Source organism: Microbulbifer guangxiensis, from assembly GCF_021729075.1.
Classification (GTDB): domain Bacteria; phylum Pseudomonadota; class Gammaproteobacteria; order Pseudomonadales; family Cellvibrionaceae; genus Microbulbifer; species Microbulbifer guangxiensis.
On the sequence record NZ_JAJSAQ010000002.1, the window covers coordinates 61,864 to 81,913 of the forward strand.

Annotated in this window: 13 protein-coding genes; 4 read left to right on the top strand and 9 right to left on the bottom strand. The window is 59.1% G+C overall.

Annotated features, from left to right (window positions below; genetic code table 11):
- Positions 1–169 precede the first annotated feature (169 nt).
- A complete protein-coding gene (locus tag LVD12_RS16310) occupies positions 170–3,964 on the top strand; it encodes a thrombospondin type 3 repeat-containing protein (RefSeq protein WP_237065987.1) in 3,795 nt (1,264 codons plus the stop codon).
- A gap of 183 nt (positions 3,965–4,147) precedes the next feature.
- Here LVD12_RS16310 and LVD12_RS04505 read toward each other — a convergent pair whose 3' ends face one another.
- The 6 genes from LVD12_RS04505 to LVD12_RS04530 form a co-directional block, all read right to left on the bottom strand.
- Positions 4,148–4,708: a hypothetical protein gene (locus LVD12_RS04505; protein ID WP_237065988.1), complete on the bottom strand. Its 561-nt coding sequence runs from the start codon at positions 4,706–4,708 to the stop codon at positions 4,148–4,150.
- Positions 4,709–5,105: 397 nt separating this feature from the next.
- A complete protein-coding gene (locus tag LVD12_RS04510; RefSeq protein ID WP_237065990.1) occupies positions 5,106–6,803 on the bottom strand; it encodes a DUF8614 domain-containing protein in 1,698 nt (565 codons plus the stop codon).
- Between the two features lie 92 nt (positions 6,804–6,895).
- Positions 6,896–8,710 (bottom strand): ABCB family ABC transporter ATP-binding protein/permease, encoded by a 1,815-nt coding sequence (locus LVD12_RS04515; protein ID WP_237065992.1) that lies wholly within the window; start codon positions 8,708–8,710, stop codon positions 6,896–6,898.
- 144 nt (positions 8,711–8,854) lie between these two features.
- Entirely contained in the window at positions 8,855–9,466 is a 612-nt protein-coding gene (locus LVD12_RS04520; protein ID WP_237065994.1) for an NUDIX hydrolase, read from the bottom strand.
- Between the two features lie 168 nt (positions 9,467–9,634).
- Positions 9,635–12,808 (bottom strand): efflux RND transporter permease subunit, encoded by a 3,174-nt coding sequence (locus tag LVD12_RS04525; RefSeq protein ID WP_237065995.1) that lies wholly within the window; start codon positions 12,806–12,808, stop codon positions 9,635–9,637.
- A 36-nt stretch (positions 12,809–12,844) separates the two neighbouring features.
- Positions 12,845–14,095, bottom strand: a complete 1,251-nt coding sequence (locus tag LVD12_RS04530) for an efflux RND transporter periplasmic adaptor subunit (protein ID WP_237065996.1) — start codon at positions 14,093–14,095, stop codon at positions 12,845–12,847.
- A 321-nt stretch (positions 14,096–14,416) separates the two neighbouring features.
- On the opposite strand from LVD12_RS04530, the gene LVD12_RS04535 reads away from it, so the two are divergent.
- The 3 genes from LVD12_RS04535 to LVD12_RS04545 are packed head-to-tail and all read left to right on the top strand — an operon-like array spanning position 14,417 to position 17,732.
- A complete protein-coding gene (locus LVD12_RS04535) occupies positions 14,417–15,850 on the top strand; it encodes a basic amino acid/polyamine antiporter (protein WP_237065997.1) in 1,434 nt (477 codons plus the stop codon).
- A 15-nt stretch (positions 15,851–15,865) separates the two neighbouring features.
- Positions 15,866–17,134 (top strand): arginine deiminase, encoded by a 1,269-nt coding sequence (arcA, locus tag LVD12_RS04540; protein ID WP_237065998.1) that lies wholly within the window; start codon positions 15,866–15,868, stop codon positions 17,132–17,134.
- A gap of 58 nt (positions 17,135–17,192) precedes the next feature.
- A complete protein-coding gene (locus LVD12_RS04545; RefSeq protein ID WP_237065999.1) occupies positions 17,193–17,732 on the top strand; it encodes an NUDIX hydrolase in 540 nt (179 codons plus the stop codon).
- A gap of 37 nt (positions 17,733–17,769) precedes the next feature.
- Here LVD12_RS04545 and LVD12_RS04550 read toward each other — a convergent pair whose 3' ends face one another.
- The 3 genes from LVD12_RS04550 to trxA form a co-directional block, all read right to left on the bottom strand.
- Entirely contained in the window at positions 17,770–18,708 is a 939-nt protein-coding gene (locus LVD12_RS04550) for a carboxylesterase family protein (RefSeq protein ID WP_237066000.1), read from the bottom strand.
- Between the two features lie 99 nt (positions 18,709–18,807).
- A complete protein-coding gene (locus tag LVD12_RS04555) occupies positions 18,808–19,125 on the bottom strand; it encodes a YqfO family protein (protein WP_237066002.1) in 318 nt (105 codons plus the stop codon).
- Between the two features lie 36 nt (positions 19,126–19,161).
- Entirely contained in the window at positions 19,162–20,016 is an 855-nt protein-coding gene (gene trxA, locus LVD12_RS04560) for a thioredoxin (protein ID WP_237066004.1), read from the bottom strand.
- Positions 20,017–20,050: the final 34 nt, after the last annotated feature.

Sequence of the window (20,050 nt, forward strand, 5' to 3'; positions counted from 1 at the left end):
CCGGGGTTACAGGGAAGTAACGTTGTAGGCACTGTCAACAGGTGGCTACCGGCGATGGGATTCAGGAAGAAACCCCATGCCGGCACTGCGGCCATTGTTGTCCCTATCTCCGATACCTCTCCAACCTCAGGAAGATAACAAAAAGGACTTTGTTCTCCGGAGATTCTCCATGAAGCGTTTGTTTCTCGCTGCAATCGTGCTCCTGTTCGCGCACCTGACAGCCTGTAGTGCCGACGTCAACACGGCCAGGCAGACTTCACCCACCGACACACAACCCCAGACTGTCGTCGATACCGACGGCGACGGCATCCAGGACACCAGTGATAACTGCCCGGAGACAGTGAACACCAACCAGGCCGACCTGGATGGTGATGGCACCGGGGATGCCTGTGACACGGACAAAGACGGGGACAGCGTTGCCGACGAAGCGGACAACTGCCCTGCCGTCGCCAACCCGGGGCAGGGAGATCTGGATGGCGACGGAGCGGGCGATGCCTGTGACGCCGATGACGACAACGACGGCATCGACGACGGCAGCGACAACTGTCCGGCCGTGCCCAACGAAGATCAGCCGGATGCAGACGGGGATGGCATCGGCGATGCCTGCGACGATGACCTGGACGGTGACGGCATCGACAACGAAGCCGACAACTGCCCGGCAGTGCCGAACAATGACCAGAGCGACCTGGACAGCGACGGTATTGGTGATGCCTGCGATAACGACCGCGATGGCGACGACATTACCGACAGCAACGACAACTGCCCTGGAATCGTCAACCCGGAACAGGATGACCAGGACAACGATGGCATCGGCGACGCCTGTGATGCGGACAGCGACACCGACGATGACGGCCTCGACGATGGCTCGGACAACTGCCCCACCGTAGAGAACCCGGACCAGACTGACACCGACAACGACGGCATCGGCGACGCATGCGACAGCGACGATGACGGTGACAGCGTTGAGGACAGCGTGGACAACTGCCCCACCGACGCCAATACCGGGCAGGAGGACCTGGATGATGATGGCATCGGCGATGCCTGCGATAGCGACCGCGATGGCGACGGTGTGGACAACAATCCCGATGACAACAACCCGGGAGACAATTGCCCCGACATTGCCAACCCCGGGCAGGAAGATGCCGACAACGACGGCATCGGCGATGCCTGTGATCCACTGACGGACTCCGATGGCGACGGCCTCGGCGATGACGAGGACAACTGCCCTGCGGTTGCCAACCCGGACCAAGCAGACCTGGACGGTGACGGCATTGGCGATGCCTGTGATACGGATACCGACGGAGATGGTATTGGCAACAGTGCTGACAATTGTCCGGTAGATGCCAATTCAGACCAGCTCGATACGGACGGTGACACCACAGGCAATGCCTGTGACGATGATGATGACGGCGACGATGTCGGCGATATCGATGACAATTGCCCACAGACAGCCAATGCGGACCAGGCCGACCAGGACGGCGACGGCATCGGCGATGCCTGCGACAGCGATCGCGATGGCGATGGCGTCGATAACAGCACGGATAACTGCCCACTGACGGCCAATAGCGACCAGACCGACACCGATAATGATGGTTTCGGTGATGCCTGCGATGACAATACCGACAGTGACGGCGACACCATCCCGGACGAGGCCGATAACTGCCCCAATACCGCCAACAGCGATCAGGCAGACCTGGACGCTGATGGCATCGGCGATGCCTGTGATGATGACGTCGATGGCGACGGCGACAATAACGACGCTGACAACTGCCCAACCACGGCCAATCCCTCCCAGCTTGATACCGATGGCGATGGCCTCGGCAATGCCTGTGACGCCGATGATGATAACGATGGCGTCGATGACACAGTCGACAACTGCCCCACGATCGAGAATAGCGACCAGGCCAACCTGGATGGCGATGCGTTCGGCGATGCCTGCGACACTGACGAGGATGGCGACGGCCTCGAGGATGATGTGGACAACTGCCCGTCAGTCGCCAACCCCCGGCAGGAAGACCTGGATGGCGACAGCATTGGTGATGCCTGTGATACTGATGATGACAATGACGGTGTGGAAGACGGCGCCGATAACTGTCCGCTAGCCGCCAATCAAGGGCAGACAGACACCGATGGCGATGGTATCGGCGATGCCTGTGATCCGGATCGCGACGGTGACGGCACCTCGAATAGTGAGGACAACTGTCCAGCAGTCAGCAATGAGGATCAGGCAGACCTCGATGGCGACGGGCTCGGAGACGCCTGTGACAGTGATGAGGATGGTGACGGTGTAGACAATCTCGTCGATAACTGTCCATCAGTCGCCAATACCAGCCAGGAAGACCGTGACGATGACAGCCTGGGGGATGCCTGCGACTCCGATGACGATAACGACGGCACTCCAGATGAGAGCGACAACTGTCCCCTCCTCGCCAACAACGCGCAGGAAGACGCTGACGGCGATGGTATCGGGGATGCCTGTGACGACGATCGCGATGGTGATGGCGTTGTCAACGACGAGGACAACTGCCCCGCCATCTCCAATCCAAACCAGGAAAACGCTGACGGGGATGAATTTGGAGACGCCTGTGACAGTAATACCGACAGCGATGGGGACAGCGTTCCCGATGAGTCTGACAACTGCCCCACCATCCCCAACCCTGAGCAGGCTGACCAGGATGGCGACGGTTTAGGAGATGTTTGTGACAGCGATGTGGATGGAGACGGCACTGATAACGATGCAGACAACTGTCAGAACATTGCCAACGATCAGGCAGATAGCGATGGCGACGGGATCGGGGACGCATGTGACGATGACATCGATGGAGATGGAGTCAGCAACGAAAGCGACAACTGCCCCACTGACGCCAACGGCGACCAGGCAGACCTGGATGGTGACGGGAACGGGAATGCCTGTGACACCGACCTCGATGGCGACGGCGTAGACAACGGCTCGGACAACTGCCCCGTCACGGCGAATCCGGACCAACTGGATCTGGATGGCGACGGTCTGGGGGATGCCTGTGACCCGGATACAGACGGTGATGGCATCAACGACGACATCGACAACTGTCCAATGACCGCCAATGATGACCAGGCCGACACAGACGGTGACGGCATCGGCGATGCCTGCGACGAGGATCTGGATGGTGACGGTGTCAATGATGACGTCGACAACTGTCCGCTCGATCCGAATGCCGGTCAGCAAGACAGCGATGGTGATGGCACCGGCGATGCCTGCGACCTCGATCGGGATGGCGACGGTATCGAAAACGACGGGGACAACTGTCCATCCATTCCGAACCCTGCGCAGCTCGATGCGGATGGCGATGGTAACGGTGATGTCTGCGATACCGATTCTGATGGGGACGGTATCGAAAATAATGCCGATAACTGCCCGCAGACCCCCAACCCGGATCAGACCGACACTGACGGGGATGGCATCGGTGATGTCTGTGATGACGAGCAGGCCGCAAGCTGTGCGTCTTTCGGCGACTTCCAGCCGATTACCACCAGCGACTCCCGGCTCGCCAGCGGCAAAGTCGAGCCCTGTGTGGGCTGTTCGGTGACCAGCCCGGGGCGGGTCACCAACAGCGTGCTCACGGATGCGGCACGTATCGAAGTCACTGCCGATGCCGGGGGCTACGCCTATATCGACGTCACCAAGGCATCCGTGCTTTCGGGCCGCCATATGATCGGTTTCCTGGTGGAGAAACCCACCAGCCTGCTGGATACGGTGCTGCTGAATACCATCACCATCAGTACCTGGCTCAACGGCACAGCCACCGGTGACAGCTCCTCGGGCAGCTCACTGGTGGCCTTCAAAGTGGACGGCGCCGTCAATCAGCGGGTGATCGTGATTGCCACGGACAAGGACTTCAACAAGGTACGACTGCGTCTCGGCAGCCTGCCCGGGGAGCTGAACCAGCTGGATGTCTACATGGCCTGTATGGCACCACTCCAATAAACCAACTACGTCACCTGCCCATAGCCCCGGCATCGCCGGGGCTTTTTTTTGCTCTGAATGCGGGCGCCCCGAGTGAAAGGTTTCCAACTTTTGGTCTGAATATATCTTTCAGAGAGCACAAAAAAACCCGGCCGGAGCCGGGTTTCTTGTAATCACGCTGTATTGCCCGATATCCGGGCCGGGCTACCAGACAAATTGCAAACCGGCGCTGGCGAAATACAGCAGATCCGTTTCGGCCACACCCGGGTAGGCGTCTACATTCAGGCCCACTCTTAAATGTCCCTTGCCCAGCTCGGCACCAAAGCCAGCCATTGGTGTTATGCCGCTTGAGCTGTTGCCCCCAACAAGAAAAGCACCACCGGATTGGTTTTCCTCCCAATATCCGAGGCCGCCTTTCACGTGCCACTGGACCAATTCATTGATGGGTTTTCGCCATAAGAATGAAGCATCAGTAATACTCGAGCTTACACTGGGGGCGTTAAAAATCGGGTCGACGTCCCCCGTCAAGCGAACGTCAAAAAATGTGCTTCCCAACCGGAGTTCGAATTGTTCCGAAAGCCTCAGGCCATAAAAAAGACGGAACGCCTGATCGCTGTCGTCACAATCAGAAATCGTTGAAAAATTCGCACACGGACTTCCTGAGACGCCTGCGGGGCCGATCTCGATACCAAGGGCATGGTCAACTGCATAGGAAGATGCCGGAAGAGCTAAAGCGAAGCCGAATAACAGAACCCCAAATTTCATGACAAATCTCCTTGATCGATAATCGAATCAGTCCCTGGAGCAATCAATTTATGCGTCATGCGGTTGAACCCGTTTCTCCGGGCCACCAGACAAACAACAACCGTAAAGTCTGACGGGGTGTTAACCCAATCCAGATCGTATCCCCTGGCAAATGGCTTGACCAGCGCAATCTTGTGTGGGGTACATTTTCCTGATGCAGGGAGGCAGGCCAAAATTGGCTCAATGGCGCCATATCGTGGGTCGCCTGCAGCGGGTGATGCCGCTGTCCTGCAGGTAGTGACTGGGTCCCGGCTTTCGCCGGGATGACGGGAATGACGGGGGTACACCGGGGTAGCGATAGCCGAGAAACAAAAAGCCCCGCTGCTGCGGGGCTTCTGAAACGTGAGGAGAGGAGGGCTTACTGCAACCCGAGCACTTCCTTGCCCTGCACGAAAGTCACATCCACCGGAATACTCGCTTCTGCGAGCCGGTCCAGATCGGCCTGGAGCTCTGCACCAACTACGCCCTTGCCTTCCAGCAGCTCTTTGGACTTCTCGTAATCGCCGTCTCCCTGGATTGTCAGGATCAGGTTGGAGAGGCTGGTCATGGCCTCCTGCATCTTGTCGAAGTCGACGCTGTACTGACCGGACTCAGGATCACGGGTAAACGCGCCCTGCTCCTTGAAGTAGTTGAAGCGCATCATGTTGGCCTTACCGTGGGCGCTGGCTGCACCAAAGCGCACACTGCGGAAGATACTGGCGAGGAAGGTCACGTAGTTGTCCATCAGCTCGCCCTCTTCCAGCTCCCCTTTCTCGTGCAGGCGGGTCACCATGTACAGGCCGAGGATGTCTGCCTTGCCCTCTTCCAGCGCAGAGGAAGTCTCCTTCAGGGCCTGGCGCACGTTGGCACCGTCGGTCACGGTCTTCTTGATACCCAGCCCGTGCGCCACTTCATGGAACATGGTGTTGGAGAAGAAGGCCGGGAAGGTGATGTGCTTGCGCTGGTCCTCAGCGATCAGCACCTCACTGATCGGCACCAGGATCTTGTCGAATTTGGCGCGCATGGCGTTCTTCAACTGCAGGCGCCGGGTGCCCTTGGCCAACTGCACTTCCTCGTCATTGGGAAGGTTGATGGCAATGGTCTTGGAGCCGGCATTGCTGTGACCTGCGTAATACAGAACATCATACGCGTTCAGGTCAGAGTCGGTCCCGGGCACTTCGGACTTGTACTTTTCATCCACCGGCAGCCCCTTCTGCAACTCAGGCAGGAAGGCGGCGAACTTGGCCAGCTTCTCGCTCCATTCCATGTCCTTCAGCAGTACGTAGGACTCATAAGCGGTACGGTAGGCGAAGAGCTGGTCTTCATAGTTTTCGATGGGACCGATCACCACGTCGATCTCGTTGTTCTTCATGTCCATCCAGGCCATATCACTTGGACGGAAATCATCGGTTATCAGCGCCTCGGCACGCATGTTCAGGTAGTTGGCGAACTGCTCATCCTCTGCCAGCCCGGCGGCCTCACGCAGGATGCCGGCAGCCTTCTCCAGGTCGGCCTTGTAGGCCTCGTGATAGGGCACAAGCGTCAGGTTGCCCTGATCATCGCGACGCACCAGCGAATACAGTCCGTCCTTGCCGGGCTGTTCCCAGGCCTCAAACTCGGCCTTGGTCATATCTTCCGGATAGAACCGGGCCCCGAGAGGCTTGGGCCCGTAACCCTCTACGAATGGCTCATTGTTGGCGAGCCGGTCCCAGGGGCCGTAGTTGATGTCGGCAAACTTGCGCTTGGCCGGGTCATCGATCTCTGGCAGCAGCTGATCCGCCGGGCCAAAGGACTGCAGCCAGAACAGCCGGTCCATGATTTCACTGGCATCGATCAGCCTGGCAATCATCTGCCGCTGGTCGTCAGAGAGGTCGGAGAGATCGGCATTCAACTCTACCGGTACATAGATATCGAACCGGGAGCTGCTCTCCGCTTGCTCGGAAGCGGTTTCGCTCTGGGACTCAACCTGAGCTGCCGGGGCTTCTCCGGCGTTGCGGGGCTGCTGCTCATCGCGGGGCGAGCAGGCGCTCACCAGTGCCAGCGCCATCAGGGCGGCGGTGATCTTAGCGGTTTTCATAGAAATCCTGCCTGTTATCTGTAATGGTCCGGCGCCACATTACGGCGGCACCAGATTTTTATCAAGACAGTGGCAAGCCCGGAGGACAGGACTCAGGCGTCCGGCATGTCGTTGTCGACCCGGCTTTGTCGTTCCTGTTGCTGCAGCCGCCACAGCGACGCGTAGAGACCATCCTCTGACAGCAGCTGCGAGTGGGATCCCCGCTCTACCACCCGGCCCTGGTCCAGCACCAGGATCACATCCGCATCCACGACCGTGGACAAGCGGTGGGCGATCACCAGGGTGGTCTGCTCCGACGCCACCTGCCGCAGGGCGCCGAGGATGCCCTGCTCCGAGCGGCTGTCCAGGGACGAAGTGGCCTCATCAAAGACCATGATAGGTGGGTGCTTGAGCAGCGCGCGGGCAATGGCCACCCGCTGTTTCTCGCCACCCGAGAGCTTCAGCCCCCGCTCCCCTACCAGCGTATTCACGCCCTCTGGCAGCTGCCGGATAAAGCTCTCCAGCTGGGCGTGACGAATGGCCTCCATTACTTCGTCGTCACTGGCCCCGACCCGACCATAGCGCACGTTTTCAAGGATCGACTGGTTGAACAGCACCGCATCCTGGGGCACGACACCGATGGCGGCACGCAGGGACGACTGGCTTACAGCAGCGATATCCTGGCCGTCGATGGTAATACGCCCGGATGTCGGGTCGTAAAACCGGAACAGCAGCTTGAACAGGGTCGACTTTCCGGCACCGCTGGCCCCGACGATGGCCACCTTCTGCCGCGGCTCTACCGTGAAACTGACTCCCTTGAGAATTTCACGATCTTTCCGATAAGCAAAATGCACGTCGTCAAAGATGATCCGCCCCTGCCCCACCTGCAGGTCCGGTGCATCCGCCGGATCTCCGATCGCGGGCTTAACCCGCAATAGAGCAAACATCTTCTCGATATTGGCGAGGGAACCTTTCATCTCCCGGTAAACGAAACCGAGGAAGTTCAGCGGGATAAAGATCTGCATCATGAAGGCGTTGATGAGAACGAAGTCGCCGATGGTCATATCACCGGAAACCACGCTCATGGCCGCGAGGATCATCGCTGTGGCCATGGCGCTGGCGATGATCAGGGCCTGGCCAGCGTTCAGGCCGAACAGCGACAGGCGGTTCTTGCGCCGTGCCTGCTCCCAGAAAGCCAGCTCCCGATCGTAGTGCCCGGCCTCGTAGTCTTCATTGCCGAAATACTTGACTGTTTCGTAATTGAGCAGGCTGTCCACAGCGCGGCTGCTGCTCTGACTCTCGGCCTGGTTGAGCTCGCGGACAAAACGGGTACGCCATTCCGTGGCTACCACGGAAAAACCGATGTAAATTACCACCGCACCCAGCACCAGCAGGGCAAAGACACCACTGTAGTTCCACCAGAGCAACCCCGCCACCATGCCGATTTCCAACAGTGTCGGCACGATGTTGAAGACCATGAAGCGCATCAGGAACCCGATACCGGCATTGCCGCGCTCTATGTCCCGGGATAGCCCGCCAGTGCGGCGGTTGAGATGAAAATCGAGGTCGAGTTTGTGCAGATGCTCAAATACCTCGAGTCCGATGCGACGCTGTGCCCGCTCTGTCACACGCCCAAAGATCGTGTCCCGAAGCTCTCCGAACAGGACACTGGAGAAACGCACGGCACCGTAGGCGAGCAACAACCCCAGGGGAAGTGCCACGGCGGCACCAATACCGCCGGCCGCATCCAGGTCGTCGACGATATGCTTGAGTAAAAACGGCAGCGCCACGCTTGCCAGCTTGGCGCCTACCAGGCATAACAGTGCCAGAATCACCGCGCGGCGGAATTCCAGCAGGTAGGGAAACAGGGTCTTGAGTGCGCCCCAGTGCACCTCGCTCAGGGGAACATCGGACTTGGGTCTCGGCATGGCAGAACTCGGTGAAAACCGGTCCACAGTATACGGCCCGGGTTCGCTCACTGCAGCCGCTGCGTCACCGCCCCAATGAACCGACCCCGGTCTGCAAACCCGCTTCCCCTTACGGTGGGCTTCTTCTACCCGGGGCGGGTTGCATCAGTTCAATGCGCGCAACGGCACATCCTTACGGTGGGTAATATCAGCGTCGAGGATCTTCACCAGGAATTCGGTCAGGATGCCCGCCGTAAAACCCCAGATCTCGTAGTCCTGGAACTGGTAGGCGGGAAGGTAGATGGCATGCTCGTCGATGGTGATGCGATCGGTGCGGATCCGCGGATCCTCCAGGAAAAACGATAGCGGTACACGAAAGATCGCGTCCAGCTCTCCCGGATTGGGGTACAGCTCCACGTCCGCCGACACCACACCCAGCCACGGCGTGACGCGGACATTCCAGCGGGTGGAGCGCGGCCAGAGCGGGCCCAGGATTCGTACCTCCTCGGGTGGCAGCCCAATTTCCTCTTCGGTCTCCCGCAGGGCTGTGTATTTCAATGACCGGTCGCCGGGCTCCCAGCGGCCACCGGGAAAAGACACTTCACCGGAATGGGTGGAAAGATGTTGTGAGCGCAGGGTCAGAATGACCTCCGGATCCGGCTCGTCGGTCAGGGCCAGCAATACTGCTGCGTGCCCCTCCAGATCGGGCCCCCTGGCAACCCTGCCCTCAAGCTTTGCCCGCAGGGTAGAAAATTTTGCCTCAATTTCAGCCAACATAAGATTTTTAGCATGCCGCCAAGCCTGCAAGCATATTGGCAGCACCATACTCCGGAAAACCAGCTCTCTGCCATTCTATCCTGTGCCCGGCTTTTTCCGCCATTGACTCGTCTGCGCACAAACTGCACAGGAACCTGTTCCAATCGTCGGCGGCCAACACAAGGCTGGTCAGGATTCCAGGGTCCGCTCTATGTCGGTCGTTCCTGTTCCGCGCCCACGCTTCGCCCATTCGCGCACACGCTGCACCAGGGCGAAGTAGACGGGCACGAGGAAGGTGGAAAAGATACTGGCAGCCAGCATACCGCCCAACACCACCAGACCCAGGGAAACCCGACTGGCGGCACCGGCTCCGGTAGCGATGACCAGGGGGAAAATGCCGAGGACAAAGGAGAGTGCCGTCATCAGCACCGCGCGCAAACGCAGGCGGGTCGCTTCAAGGGCCGAATCCCTGATCGACAACCCCTTTTCCTGCCGTTGCACCACGGCAAATTCAGTCATCAGGATCGCGGTCTTGGCAGACATCGCGATGAGCAGCACCACCCCGATCTGCGTGTAGAGGTTATTTTCCCGGCCCATGATCCAAACGGCAAACATGCCACCGGCGATGGCAATGGGAACAGCCAGTAGTACGGCAATCGGTATTGCCCAGCTCTCGTACTGCGCCACCAGAAACAGGTAGGCGAATATCAGGGCGAGCGTGAACAGGATCGGTGCCATATTTCCGGCCTCGATTTCCTCGAGGCTCGAGCCGGTCCACTCGAAGCTGTAGCCTTGGGGCATCTGCCCCGCGACCTCTTCCATCGCTTTCATTGCGTCGCCACTGGAATATCCCGGGGCCTGGCTACCGTTGATGATGATACTGTTGTAGAGGTTGTAGCGGTTGATGCTGAGCGGCCCCACCATGGGCTCGAATTCTGCCAACGCATTCATGGGGACCAGGTCACCGGCGCGATTGCGGGCAAAAAAACCACTTAACACCGTCTCATCACTGCGAAACTGTGCATCCGCCTGTACCAGTACACGGAATACCTTGCCAAACCGGTTGAAATCATTCACATAAATACCGCCGAGATAGGCCTGCAGTGTGGTGTACACATTCTCCAGCGGCAGATCGAGGGTATGAGTGCGGTCCTTGTCGATGATCAGCCGCAGCTGGGGTGTCGCCGACTGATAGGTAGTGTAGGCAGAGCCAATTTCCGGCCGCTGGTTAGCCGATGCAAGTAATTCCTTCATGACCTCAGCCAACTCTGTAATGCTGCCGCCCTGAAGGTCCTCGAGCACAAAGGAAAACCCACCGACCGCGCCCAGCCCGGGTAATGCCGGCACTGGAAATGCCCCTACAGACGCCGAGGTAATGCCACCCATCAGCTGTTGAACACGATTCATGATCGCGAACTGGAACAACTCTGGATCGGTGCGCTCCTCCCAGGGATGCAGCATTACAATCATCATGGCCGCGTTCGAGGCGAGTGTGTTGGACAGCAGGTTGTAGCCGGGCACCGCGATCACATGGGCCACGCCTTCCTGCTCCAGCACCGTCTCGGTGATCTGTTGCACCACCGGCTCGGTGCGCTCGATCGAGGCGGCATCGGGCAACTGCACGTGCATCATGAAAAAACCCTTGTCCTCATCCGGGACAAACCCGGTGGGAACGGCCGAGAACAGGTACCAGCACAGAGCAACCACACCAGCGACCGTTGCCAACCCAAGCAGAGGTATGCCGACAAAGAACCCCACTATGCCCGTATAGATCCGGGACAACACTTCCAGTATCCGGTTAAAAAAACCGAAAATACCACCGGTCTTTTGCCCCTCCCCACTGGTGCCCTCCTGTTTCCTGAGCAAGAGTGAGCAGAGCGCAGGGCTGAGCGTCAGGGCATTGATACTGGAAATCAGTACAGACACCGCAATGGTAATGGCAAACTGCTGGTACATCTTGCCGGTCAGGCCCGGCATTAGCATCACGGGAACGAAAACCGCGAGCAGCACTGCGGTAGTGGCGATCACGGGACCCGTGACCTCTTTCATGGACTGAAGGGCTGCCTCTCTGGGCTTCATGCCCTCCTGCAACAACCGCTGGGTATTTTCAACCACGATGACGGCATCATCGACGACAATACCGATGGCCAGGATCAGCGCAAACAGTGTCACGGTGTTGATCGTCATCCCGATCGCAAACATCACGGCAAAAGTGCCGATCAGGGAGACCGGGATGGCGACGGCGGGAATCAGGGTGGCGCGCCAGTCCTGCAGAAACACAAATACCACAATGATCACCAGCACCAGGGCAATTAGCAGTGTCTCCACCACTTCCTCGATGGAAGCCTCAACAAATTTTGTGGTGTCGTAAATGATTTCCGCCCGCAGCCCCTCGGGAAATCGCTGGCGCAGCTCCTCAAGACGCGCATGAACATCTTCAGAGACGTTGACGGCGTTGGCATCCGGCAGCTGGAAGATACCCATGACGGTAGAGGGCTTGCCATCCAGCAGGCCGAAAGCGCCGTAATAGCGGCTGCCCAGTTCCACTCGTGCCACATCGCCGAGACGCAGGATGCTGCCATCGACGCGCGAGCGGATACTGATCTTGGCAAACTCTTCCTCCTTGGCCAATCGTCCTTGCACGATGACGGCATATTCAAACTTCTGGTCTTCTTTCGCCGGGGCCGCCCCGATCTTGCCCGCGGCTACCTGGACATTCTGCGCCCGGATCGCCTGGATGACATCCTGCGCGGTCACATTCAGGGCGGCCATTCGGTCGGGATTCAACCAGATCCGCATGGCGTAGTCCTGGGCTCCGAGGATATTTACCTCGCTGACGCCGTTGATACGCGCCAGTTCATCCTTGATAAAGATTTCGCCATAGTTGGCCAGGAAAAGTGGATCCAGCGCCTCGCTGGCCCCCTCTTCGGCATAGATATTGACGATCAACAGCATGTCGGTGGACTTCTTCCGCACCTTGACGCCATTGCGCTTCACTTCCTCCGGCAGTTGCGGCAGCGCTTCCTGCACACGGTTCTGCACATTCACCTGCGCAATATCACCGTCGTAGCCGCTCTCAAATACGACCCGCAGCGCATAGGCGCCGTCGTTGCTGCTGACGGAAGACATGTATTTCATGCCCTCGACACCGTTCACCGCGGACTCCAATGGAACGGCCACACTGTCGCGCATCACTTCAGCGCTAGCGCCGGGGTAAACTGTCTGCACCTGTACCGTGGGCGGGGTGATATCGGGAAACTGGGCCACAGGCAGAAGTGGCAGGGTCAGCAACCCTGCCAGGGTAATCAGAATCGAAATGACGAATGCGAATCGGGGGCGCCGGATGCTGAATGCACTGATCATTCATGCCCCCATGCCACAAGCCGTATGGTCGAGATCTTACTTCCAGCCATCATCCACTCCGGGTGGAGGCTGCGGCAATCCATCATATGGCTCCGCCTCATCCGGTTTGATGCGTCGTTCGAGGCGAGGCGGAGGGGTGCGCGTCTTCAGATCCTCGTAGGGATCCATCGAAGGCTTTTGCGGATCCACGGGCTTCCCTATCGCCACCCGCTGCAAGCCACTGACCACCACCCGCTCACCCGCGCTCAACCCTTTTTTCACAGCCCATAGCACGCCCTCCCGCTGCCCGAGCTCGATGTAGCGCTTTTCGACCTTGTCTTCCTGGCCAATGACATAGCAGAAGTACCCCTGCATATCCTCCTGCACCGCAACCTGCGGGATCAGGGGCTTCACCGACTCGGCCCCCCGGAACACCAATACCGTCACCCGCGCAAACTGGCCCTGCACCAGTAACTGATTTGGATTTGGGAAACTGACCCGCACGGTGACCGTGCCCGTGGAGGAATCGATGGTGTTGTCGACGAACTCGATCACCCCGGGATGCGGGTAGTACTCGCCATCCGGTTGCTTGATGCGGATATCACGGCGGATGGGTTCCAGCCCCTGTGCGCGCCGCTCTGCCTCCTCGGAGCGAACGGAAAACAGCTCAGACTCGGGCACCTCGAAGCGCACAAAGATGGGATCCATTCGCACGATCGTCGTCAGCGGAGTCTCGATATCAGGCCCCACCAGTGAACCCTCGGGAAACTCACTGCGACCGATGGGCCCGGACAGCGGCGCACGGATTTCGGTGTATGACAGGTCCAATTCGGCACTGCGGACGTCAGCAGCGATCGCCTGAACCCGTGACTGGGCCTGCTCGAAAGTGCCCTCCAGCTCGTCCATCTGAACCTTGCTGATGGCTCCGGTCTCAACCAGCTGCCGGCCCCGGCGATAATTCCGCTCTGCGACCTGCAGAGCCGACTGCGCCTGGGCAAAGTTGGCGCGTTGGTTTTCTACCCTGGCCATAAAAGGCTGGGGGTCGATCACATAGAGCAGCTCTCCCTCACGGACCTGCTGCCCCTCGACAAAGTGCCGGCTCTCGATATGGCCGGAGACCCGTGAGCGCACCTCATATTCATCCGTGGCCTCCACCTTGCCCACATACTCGTAGCGCGGCACCACCTGATGCTCGCGGATGGTCACGACCTCGACGGAGGGGGGCGAAACAGTTTTCTCAGCCTGTTCCTTATCCCCACAGGCGATAAGGCCGATCGCGAGTGAAATGAATAAAAAAAGACGTGCCACGATTACCAACCATGCCCTGTGTACTACCAACGGGCCGATGAAGAGCATTTTTTCATCAACCAGTTCATCACTTTCAACTATAGGACCTCAGAACCCTGTCGCTGCGCACAAAGCGGGGAAAGCAAAAACTGGCGGGATATTTCACGCAGTGATGGCTTCGCCCGAGACTGAAAGCTAGCGCACCTAAACCTGTACTCAGGTGACGCCAGCGCAGATCAGGCAGTGATCAGCGCTTACTTTCCACCTAGGAAGCCCGCTAAGCCAGCAGGTGTAATGGGACGTCTAGACTGTTTTCAGAACCCCAAGAGTAAGTAAGTCCCTATGTCAGCAGCGACGGAGCACAACCTGACGCGCACCACCATGATGGGCATGGTTGTCGGCTCAATGGTGGGCGCCGGGATTTTTTCCTTGCCGGCTACCTTCGGTAATGCTACCGGCCCTTTCGGCGCCCTGATTGCCTGGACGATCGCCGGTACCGGCATGCTGATGCTGGCGTTTGTTTTCCAGTTTCTGGCGGTACGAAAGCCAGACCTGGAAGCCGGCATTTTTACCTACGCGAGAGAGGGATTTGGTAATTACATCGGCTTTATGGCGGCCTTTGGTTTCTGGGCTGGCAGTTGCCTGGGTAACACGACCTATTTCATCCTCATCAAATCGACGCTCGGCGCAGCGATACCCGCTTTTGGGGAAGGCAACACCATTACCGCGGTCGCTGTATCATCCGTCATTCTGTGGTCGATCCATTTCATGATCCTGCGCGGCATCAAGCAGGCCGCGTTTATCAACAAGATCGTCACTGTCGCCAAGATCATCCCCATTATCATCTTCATCATCATCGTGGCATCTGCGTTCCAGAAAGACCTGTTTGCGGTCAACTTCTGGGGTGGCAGCGAATACAGCTTCAGCGATGTGATGGGCCAGGTTCGCAAGACCATGCTGGTGACGGTGTTCGTGTTTATCGGTGTGGAGGGTGCGAGTGTCTTTTCCCGCTACGCCAAAAACCGGGCAGATGTAGGCTGGGCGACTGTAATGGGATTTCTTGGCGTTCTGTGCCTGATGATCCTCGTCACTTTGCTGCCCTACGGAGTCATGTTACGCCCCGAAATCGCTGAGCTACGCCAGCCATCCATGGCCGGTGTATTGCAGGCAGTTGTCGGCACCTGGGGGGCGGTGTTTGTCAGTGCCGGGTTGATCATCTCGGTACTCGGTGCTTACCTGGCGTGGACGCTGCTCTGTGCAGAAGCGCTGTTCACCGCCTCCAAGTACGACCTGGTACCCAAGGTCTTCGGGCACGAGAACAAAAACGGCGTCCCATCATCAGCGCTATGGCTGACCAATGCCCTGGTACAGATCTTCCTGATCCTGACCATCTTTGCCCAGTATGCTTTCGACCTGACCCTGGAAATGACCAGTTCCATGACATTGATCCCCTATCTGCTGGTGGCAGGCTATGGACTGAAGTTGGCGCTGAGCAACGAAACCTACGAGTCCGATCCCCGGCGACTGCGTCAGCGAGAGCTGGTCTTCGCGCTGATCGCAACCATCTATGCCGTCTTCATGATTATCGCGGGCGGTCTCGAGTATGTGCTGCTGGCCTGTATTCTGTTCGCCCCCGGCACCCTTCTTTTCATCCTTGCAAGAAGGGAGCTGAAACTAACCACGTTCAGGACACCAGAGCTTTTACTGTTCGGGATGGTCATCCTCGGTGCGCTCGTCGGAATTTACGGCCTCGCCACCGGCACCATCACTCTCTGACGGAGACCTGCTCACATGGCCAAAGCCAAGCCAAACTCTCAAGCCACACTCGGTGTGCACTCGGAGGTCGGGCAGTTGCGGACCGTCATGGTCTGCGCCCCGAGCCTCGCCCATATGCGCCTGACGCCAACCAACTGTGACGACCTCCTGTTTGACGATGTGCTCTGGGTGCAGAATGCCAAGCGAGACCACTTCGACTTCATGACCAAGATGCGGGACTTCGATGTGGAAGTGCTGGAAATGCACAACATGCTGGAGGAAACCGTCGCCATCCCGGAAGCCAGGAAGTGGCTGCTCGACCGCAAGGTGACAGCCAACAATGTGGGCCTGAGCCTGATGGAAGATACCCGGGCCTATCTGGAGAGCCTGGAGCCGCGCAAACTGGCAGAATTCCTGATCGGCGGTGTCTCGGTCATGGACCTGCCGGATGAATATGCAAAGTCCGAATTCGTGGAACTGGCCCGGGAGGCTCACGGGGCCACTGAATACCTACTGCCCCCGCTGCCCAACACCCTCTACACGAGGGATACCACCTGCTGGATCTATGGTGGTGTGTCCCTGAACCCGCTCTACTGGCCGGCCAGAAAGGAAGAAACCTTCCTCACCACCGCCATCTACAAGTTTCACCCGCGCTTCACCCAGGAGAAATTCAATGTCTGGTGGGGCGACCCGGACACGAACTACGGCCTCGCCACCGTGGAAGGGGGCGACGTCATGCCGGTGGGCAATGGCGTGGTTCTGATCGGCATGAGCGAGCGCACTTCTCGGCAGGGTATTTCGCAACTGGCGACCGCCCTGTTCGAGCAAGAGGCGGCCCAGCAAGTGATCGTCGCCGCCATGCCCAAGCTCCGCTCGGCCATGCACCTGGATACGGTATTTACCTTCGCCGACCGGGACCTGGTCACGCTCTATCCGGAAATCATGAATCAGGTGCACCCGGTGGTGATGCGCCCCGGCAATGGCAAGGGCGGCCTTCATGTCACGCTGGAAAGCAAATCCTTCGTCGATGTCGTGGCCAGGGCGCTCAACCTGAGGAAGCTGCGCGTGGTGGAAACCGGTGGCGATGCCTACACGGCCGAGCGCCAGCAGTGGGATAGCGGCAACAACCTCGTGGCTGCCAAGCCCGGAGTCGTTTTCGCCTACGACCGCAACACCACCACCAACACCGCCCTGCGCAAGGAGGGGGTGGAAGTGGTCACCATCGTCGGCGCCGAGCTGGGCCGCGGCCGCGGCGGCGGCCACTGCATGACCTGCCCGATCAAGCGGGATCCCATCGACTTCTAGCCCGCGCGCGATGCTGTCACCCGCTGACGACAGCGGGTGGCGGGGGTATACTGCCGCCATGAAATTTTGTTGTCATTGCGGCAGTGCGTCCGTTTCCTTCGCCATCCCCGAGGGGGATGACCGCCCGCGCCATCTGTGCGGCGGCTGTGGCGCCATTCACTATATCAACCCCAGGGTCATCGTCGGCTCGGTGCCCTATCTCGGCGACCAGGTGTTGCTGTGCAAACGTGCCATTGAGCCGCGCCTCGGCCTGTGGACGCTGCCCGCCGGCTTCATGGAAAACGGCGAGACCAGTGAAGAGGGAGCGCTGCGGGAATCCTGGGAGGAAGCCCGGGCCAGTATCCGCGTGGATGATCTCTATACCGTCTACGATATCCCGCACATCAACCAGGTCTACCTGATGTACCGCGGGGAGCTGACCGACACGAATTTTGGCCCGGGGCCGGAATCACTGGAGGTGGAACTGTTTCGGGAAGACGAAATTCCCTGGGACCAGATGGCCTTCCCTATCATGGAGCAGACGCTGAAACATTATTTCAGCGACCGGCGTGCCGGGCACTATCGCCTCCACCGCGGGGTGATTGCCCGCAAGCTCTAGGGACGGAAAAAGCCCGGTGAGAAGCCGGGCAGGCCCATCAATCGTCCCCGAGGCTGTGCTGCAATAGCCAGTGGTATAAATCCTGTCCCTCGTAGACGCGGCGCCAGACGTCGTGGGACATGTCCTCATGGACGGTGAAGCGCACTTCGCCCCCGAGCTCTTCCAGGCGGTTGACCCCGGCATAGAAATAGGATTTTTCCACCGTCCGGTCCCGTCCGCCGGCGAACACCCACACCGGCACCTTGCTTTCAGCGATGGGGGCCATCAGTTCCGGATGCCCCCAGCCGACCACGGGCGCCACAGCGGCAAACCTGTCCGGATGGCGGCTCGCCATGTACCAGCTGCCAAACCCACCATAACTGAGGCCTGTCAGGTAGACGCGGCGCTCATCAGCACGGTAGCGCTGTTTGACCTGCTCCAGCATGGCAAGCAAATCGCTCTCGACCATTTCCCAGCCCCGGGGAAGGCCGTGGGGGATTTCGTCCCAGCCCGATACCGGCTCGCCAATCCCCATCCGGCCGCGGGGCTGAATGGTCTTACGCGCCGGCACGCCCTCTTTCAGGCGTTCGGGGATACTGGCACGCGAGCGGTTGGCGATATAGCTGACAGTTTTGTCCATGCCGAACATATGCAACTGGGGGACAACAATGATGAACGGCAGGTCGCGCTTCTGGATCCAGGCCTCGTAGAGCGGGCCGTGAATCAGGGTGAAATCCAGTTCATCGAGACCGTTGCCACGCTCGCCATTGCCGTGCAGGTGCAGCAGCACCGGCCATTCCTTGCGCGGCTGGTCCTCATATCCTTTCGGCAGGTACACGAAATATTCGCGAACGGTCCCGTCGACGTCACTGGTATAGGGCAGTCTCAGTAATCGCGCTTCGCTGACGGGATCTGCCAGGCTTTGGCAAGCGATAAACATCAGCGCAAGGGACAGGGTCCTCAGCGAGGACACAGCTCGGGAGAAGAAAGTACGCAAGCCATACTCCTTGGTTCTTTTATCGTTTTTTTTGCGGGGCACGGCGCTGTTGCCAATGCCATGCCGCGAGCGAGCATGACACGGCAACATCAGCGCCGATCAGTTACAACGATCATCCAGCTTCCAGAGGTCGAACGCCGGCTCCTCATAGGGGTGTGCTTCACGCATTGCCGCCAGTGCCCCATCCACCAGCGCGTCAGCACAAACCATCTCGACCCGGTACTCGGCCACCTGCTCTACCTTGCCGGTCTGGCCGATAAACGGCTGGCTGCCCTCGAGGGGGCGGAACTGGCCGGTACCTGCCACTTGAAAGCAGCAACTGTCATAGTCGCCGATGCGGCCGGCACCGGCGGCGAACAATGCCTGCTTGACCTCTTCCAGATGGCTTTGCGGAATATACACACAGAGTTTGTACACGAGTGGCTCCGCTACAGTCTTTGTTTCCGGACGGTCTCAGTACAGCAGGGTCATCAGCTTACGCTGATACCTGGCTGCCAGCGGATCGCCCGCACCGAGACTCTTCACCACGTCCAGATAGGCCTGTTTGGCCGCCCCATCGGAGTAATTCAGGTCACTGCGCAGGATATCCAGCAGCAGTTCCAGGGCCTCTTCGTGACGATGATTCTGGCTGTACTGCACCGCCAGCTTGTAGGCGGATTCCCGGTCTTCCGGGTTGCTCGCCAGCGCCTGCTCCAGCGCCTTGATCTCCGGGGATTCGGCCGCCTGCTGCTTCAACTCCAGTTGCGACATCAACTGCTGGTAGTCGGCGTCCTGGTCCGCCAGCAGGATCTTACCCAGCACCGTCTCCGCTTCTGGTACGCGGTTCAGTTCCAGTAACACTGCTGCCAGCTGCTTGGCGATATCCGCCCGCTCACCGGACTCACCATAGACCTGGCGCAATACCGGCAACGCCTCGTCCAGCTTGCCCTCGCCCACCAGCCTCTGCGCCTGCTGGAACTGGAGCTCCCAGGCCTTGGGCAGGTATTTGTCCAGCATCTCACGGATCTGCTTTTCGGGCTGGGCACCGGCAAAGCCGTCCACCGGCTGGCCATCTTTCAGCACCATCACCGTGGGCAGGCTGCGCACACCCAGCTGACCGGCCAGCATCTGCTCGGTATCTGCATTGACCTTGGCCAGCAGGAATTGACCCTGGTATTCGTTGGCAAGCTTTTCCAGCACCGGCATCAGCTGCTTGCACGGCTCGCACCAGTCGGCCCAGAAATCCACCAGCACCGGGCGCTTCATGGACTCGTCTATCAGCACCTGCTGTGCGTTTTCTGCCGTCACATCGACAATGTATTCGTTCACAACCTCTCCCACTCTGTTCTGTCTGTCAGCGGTC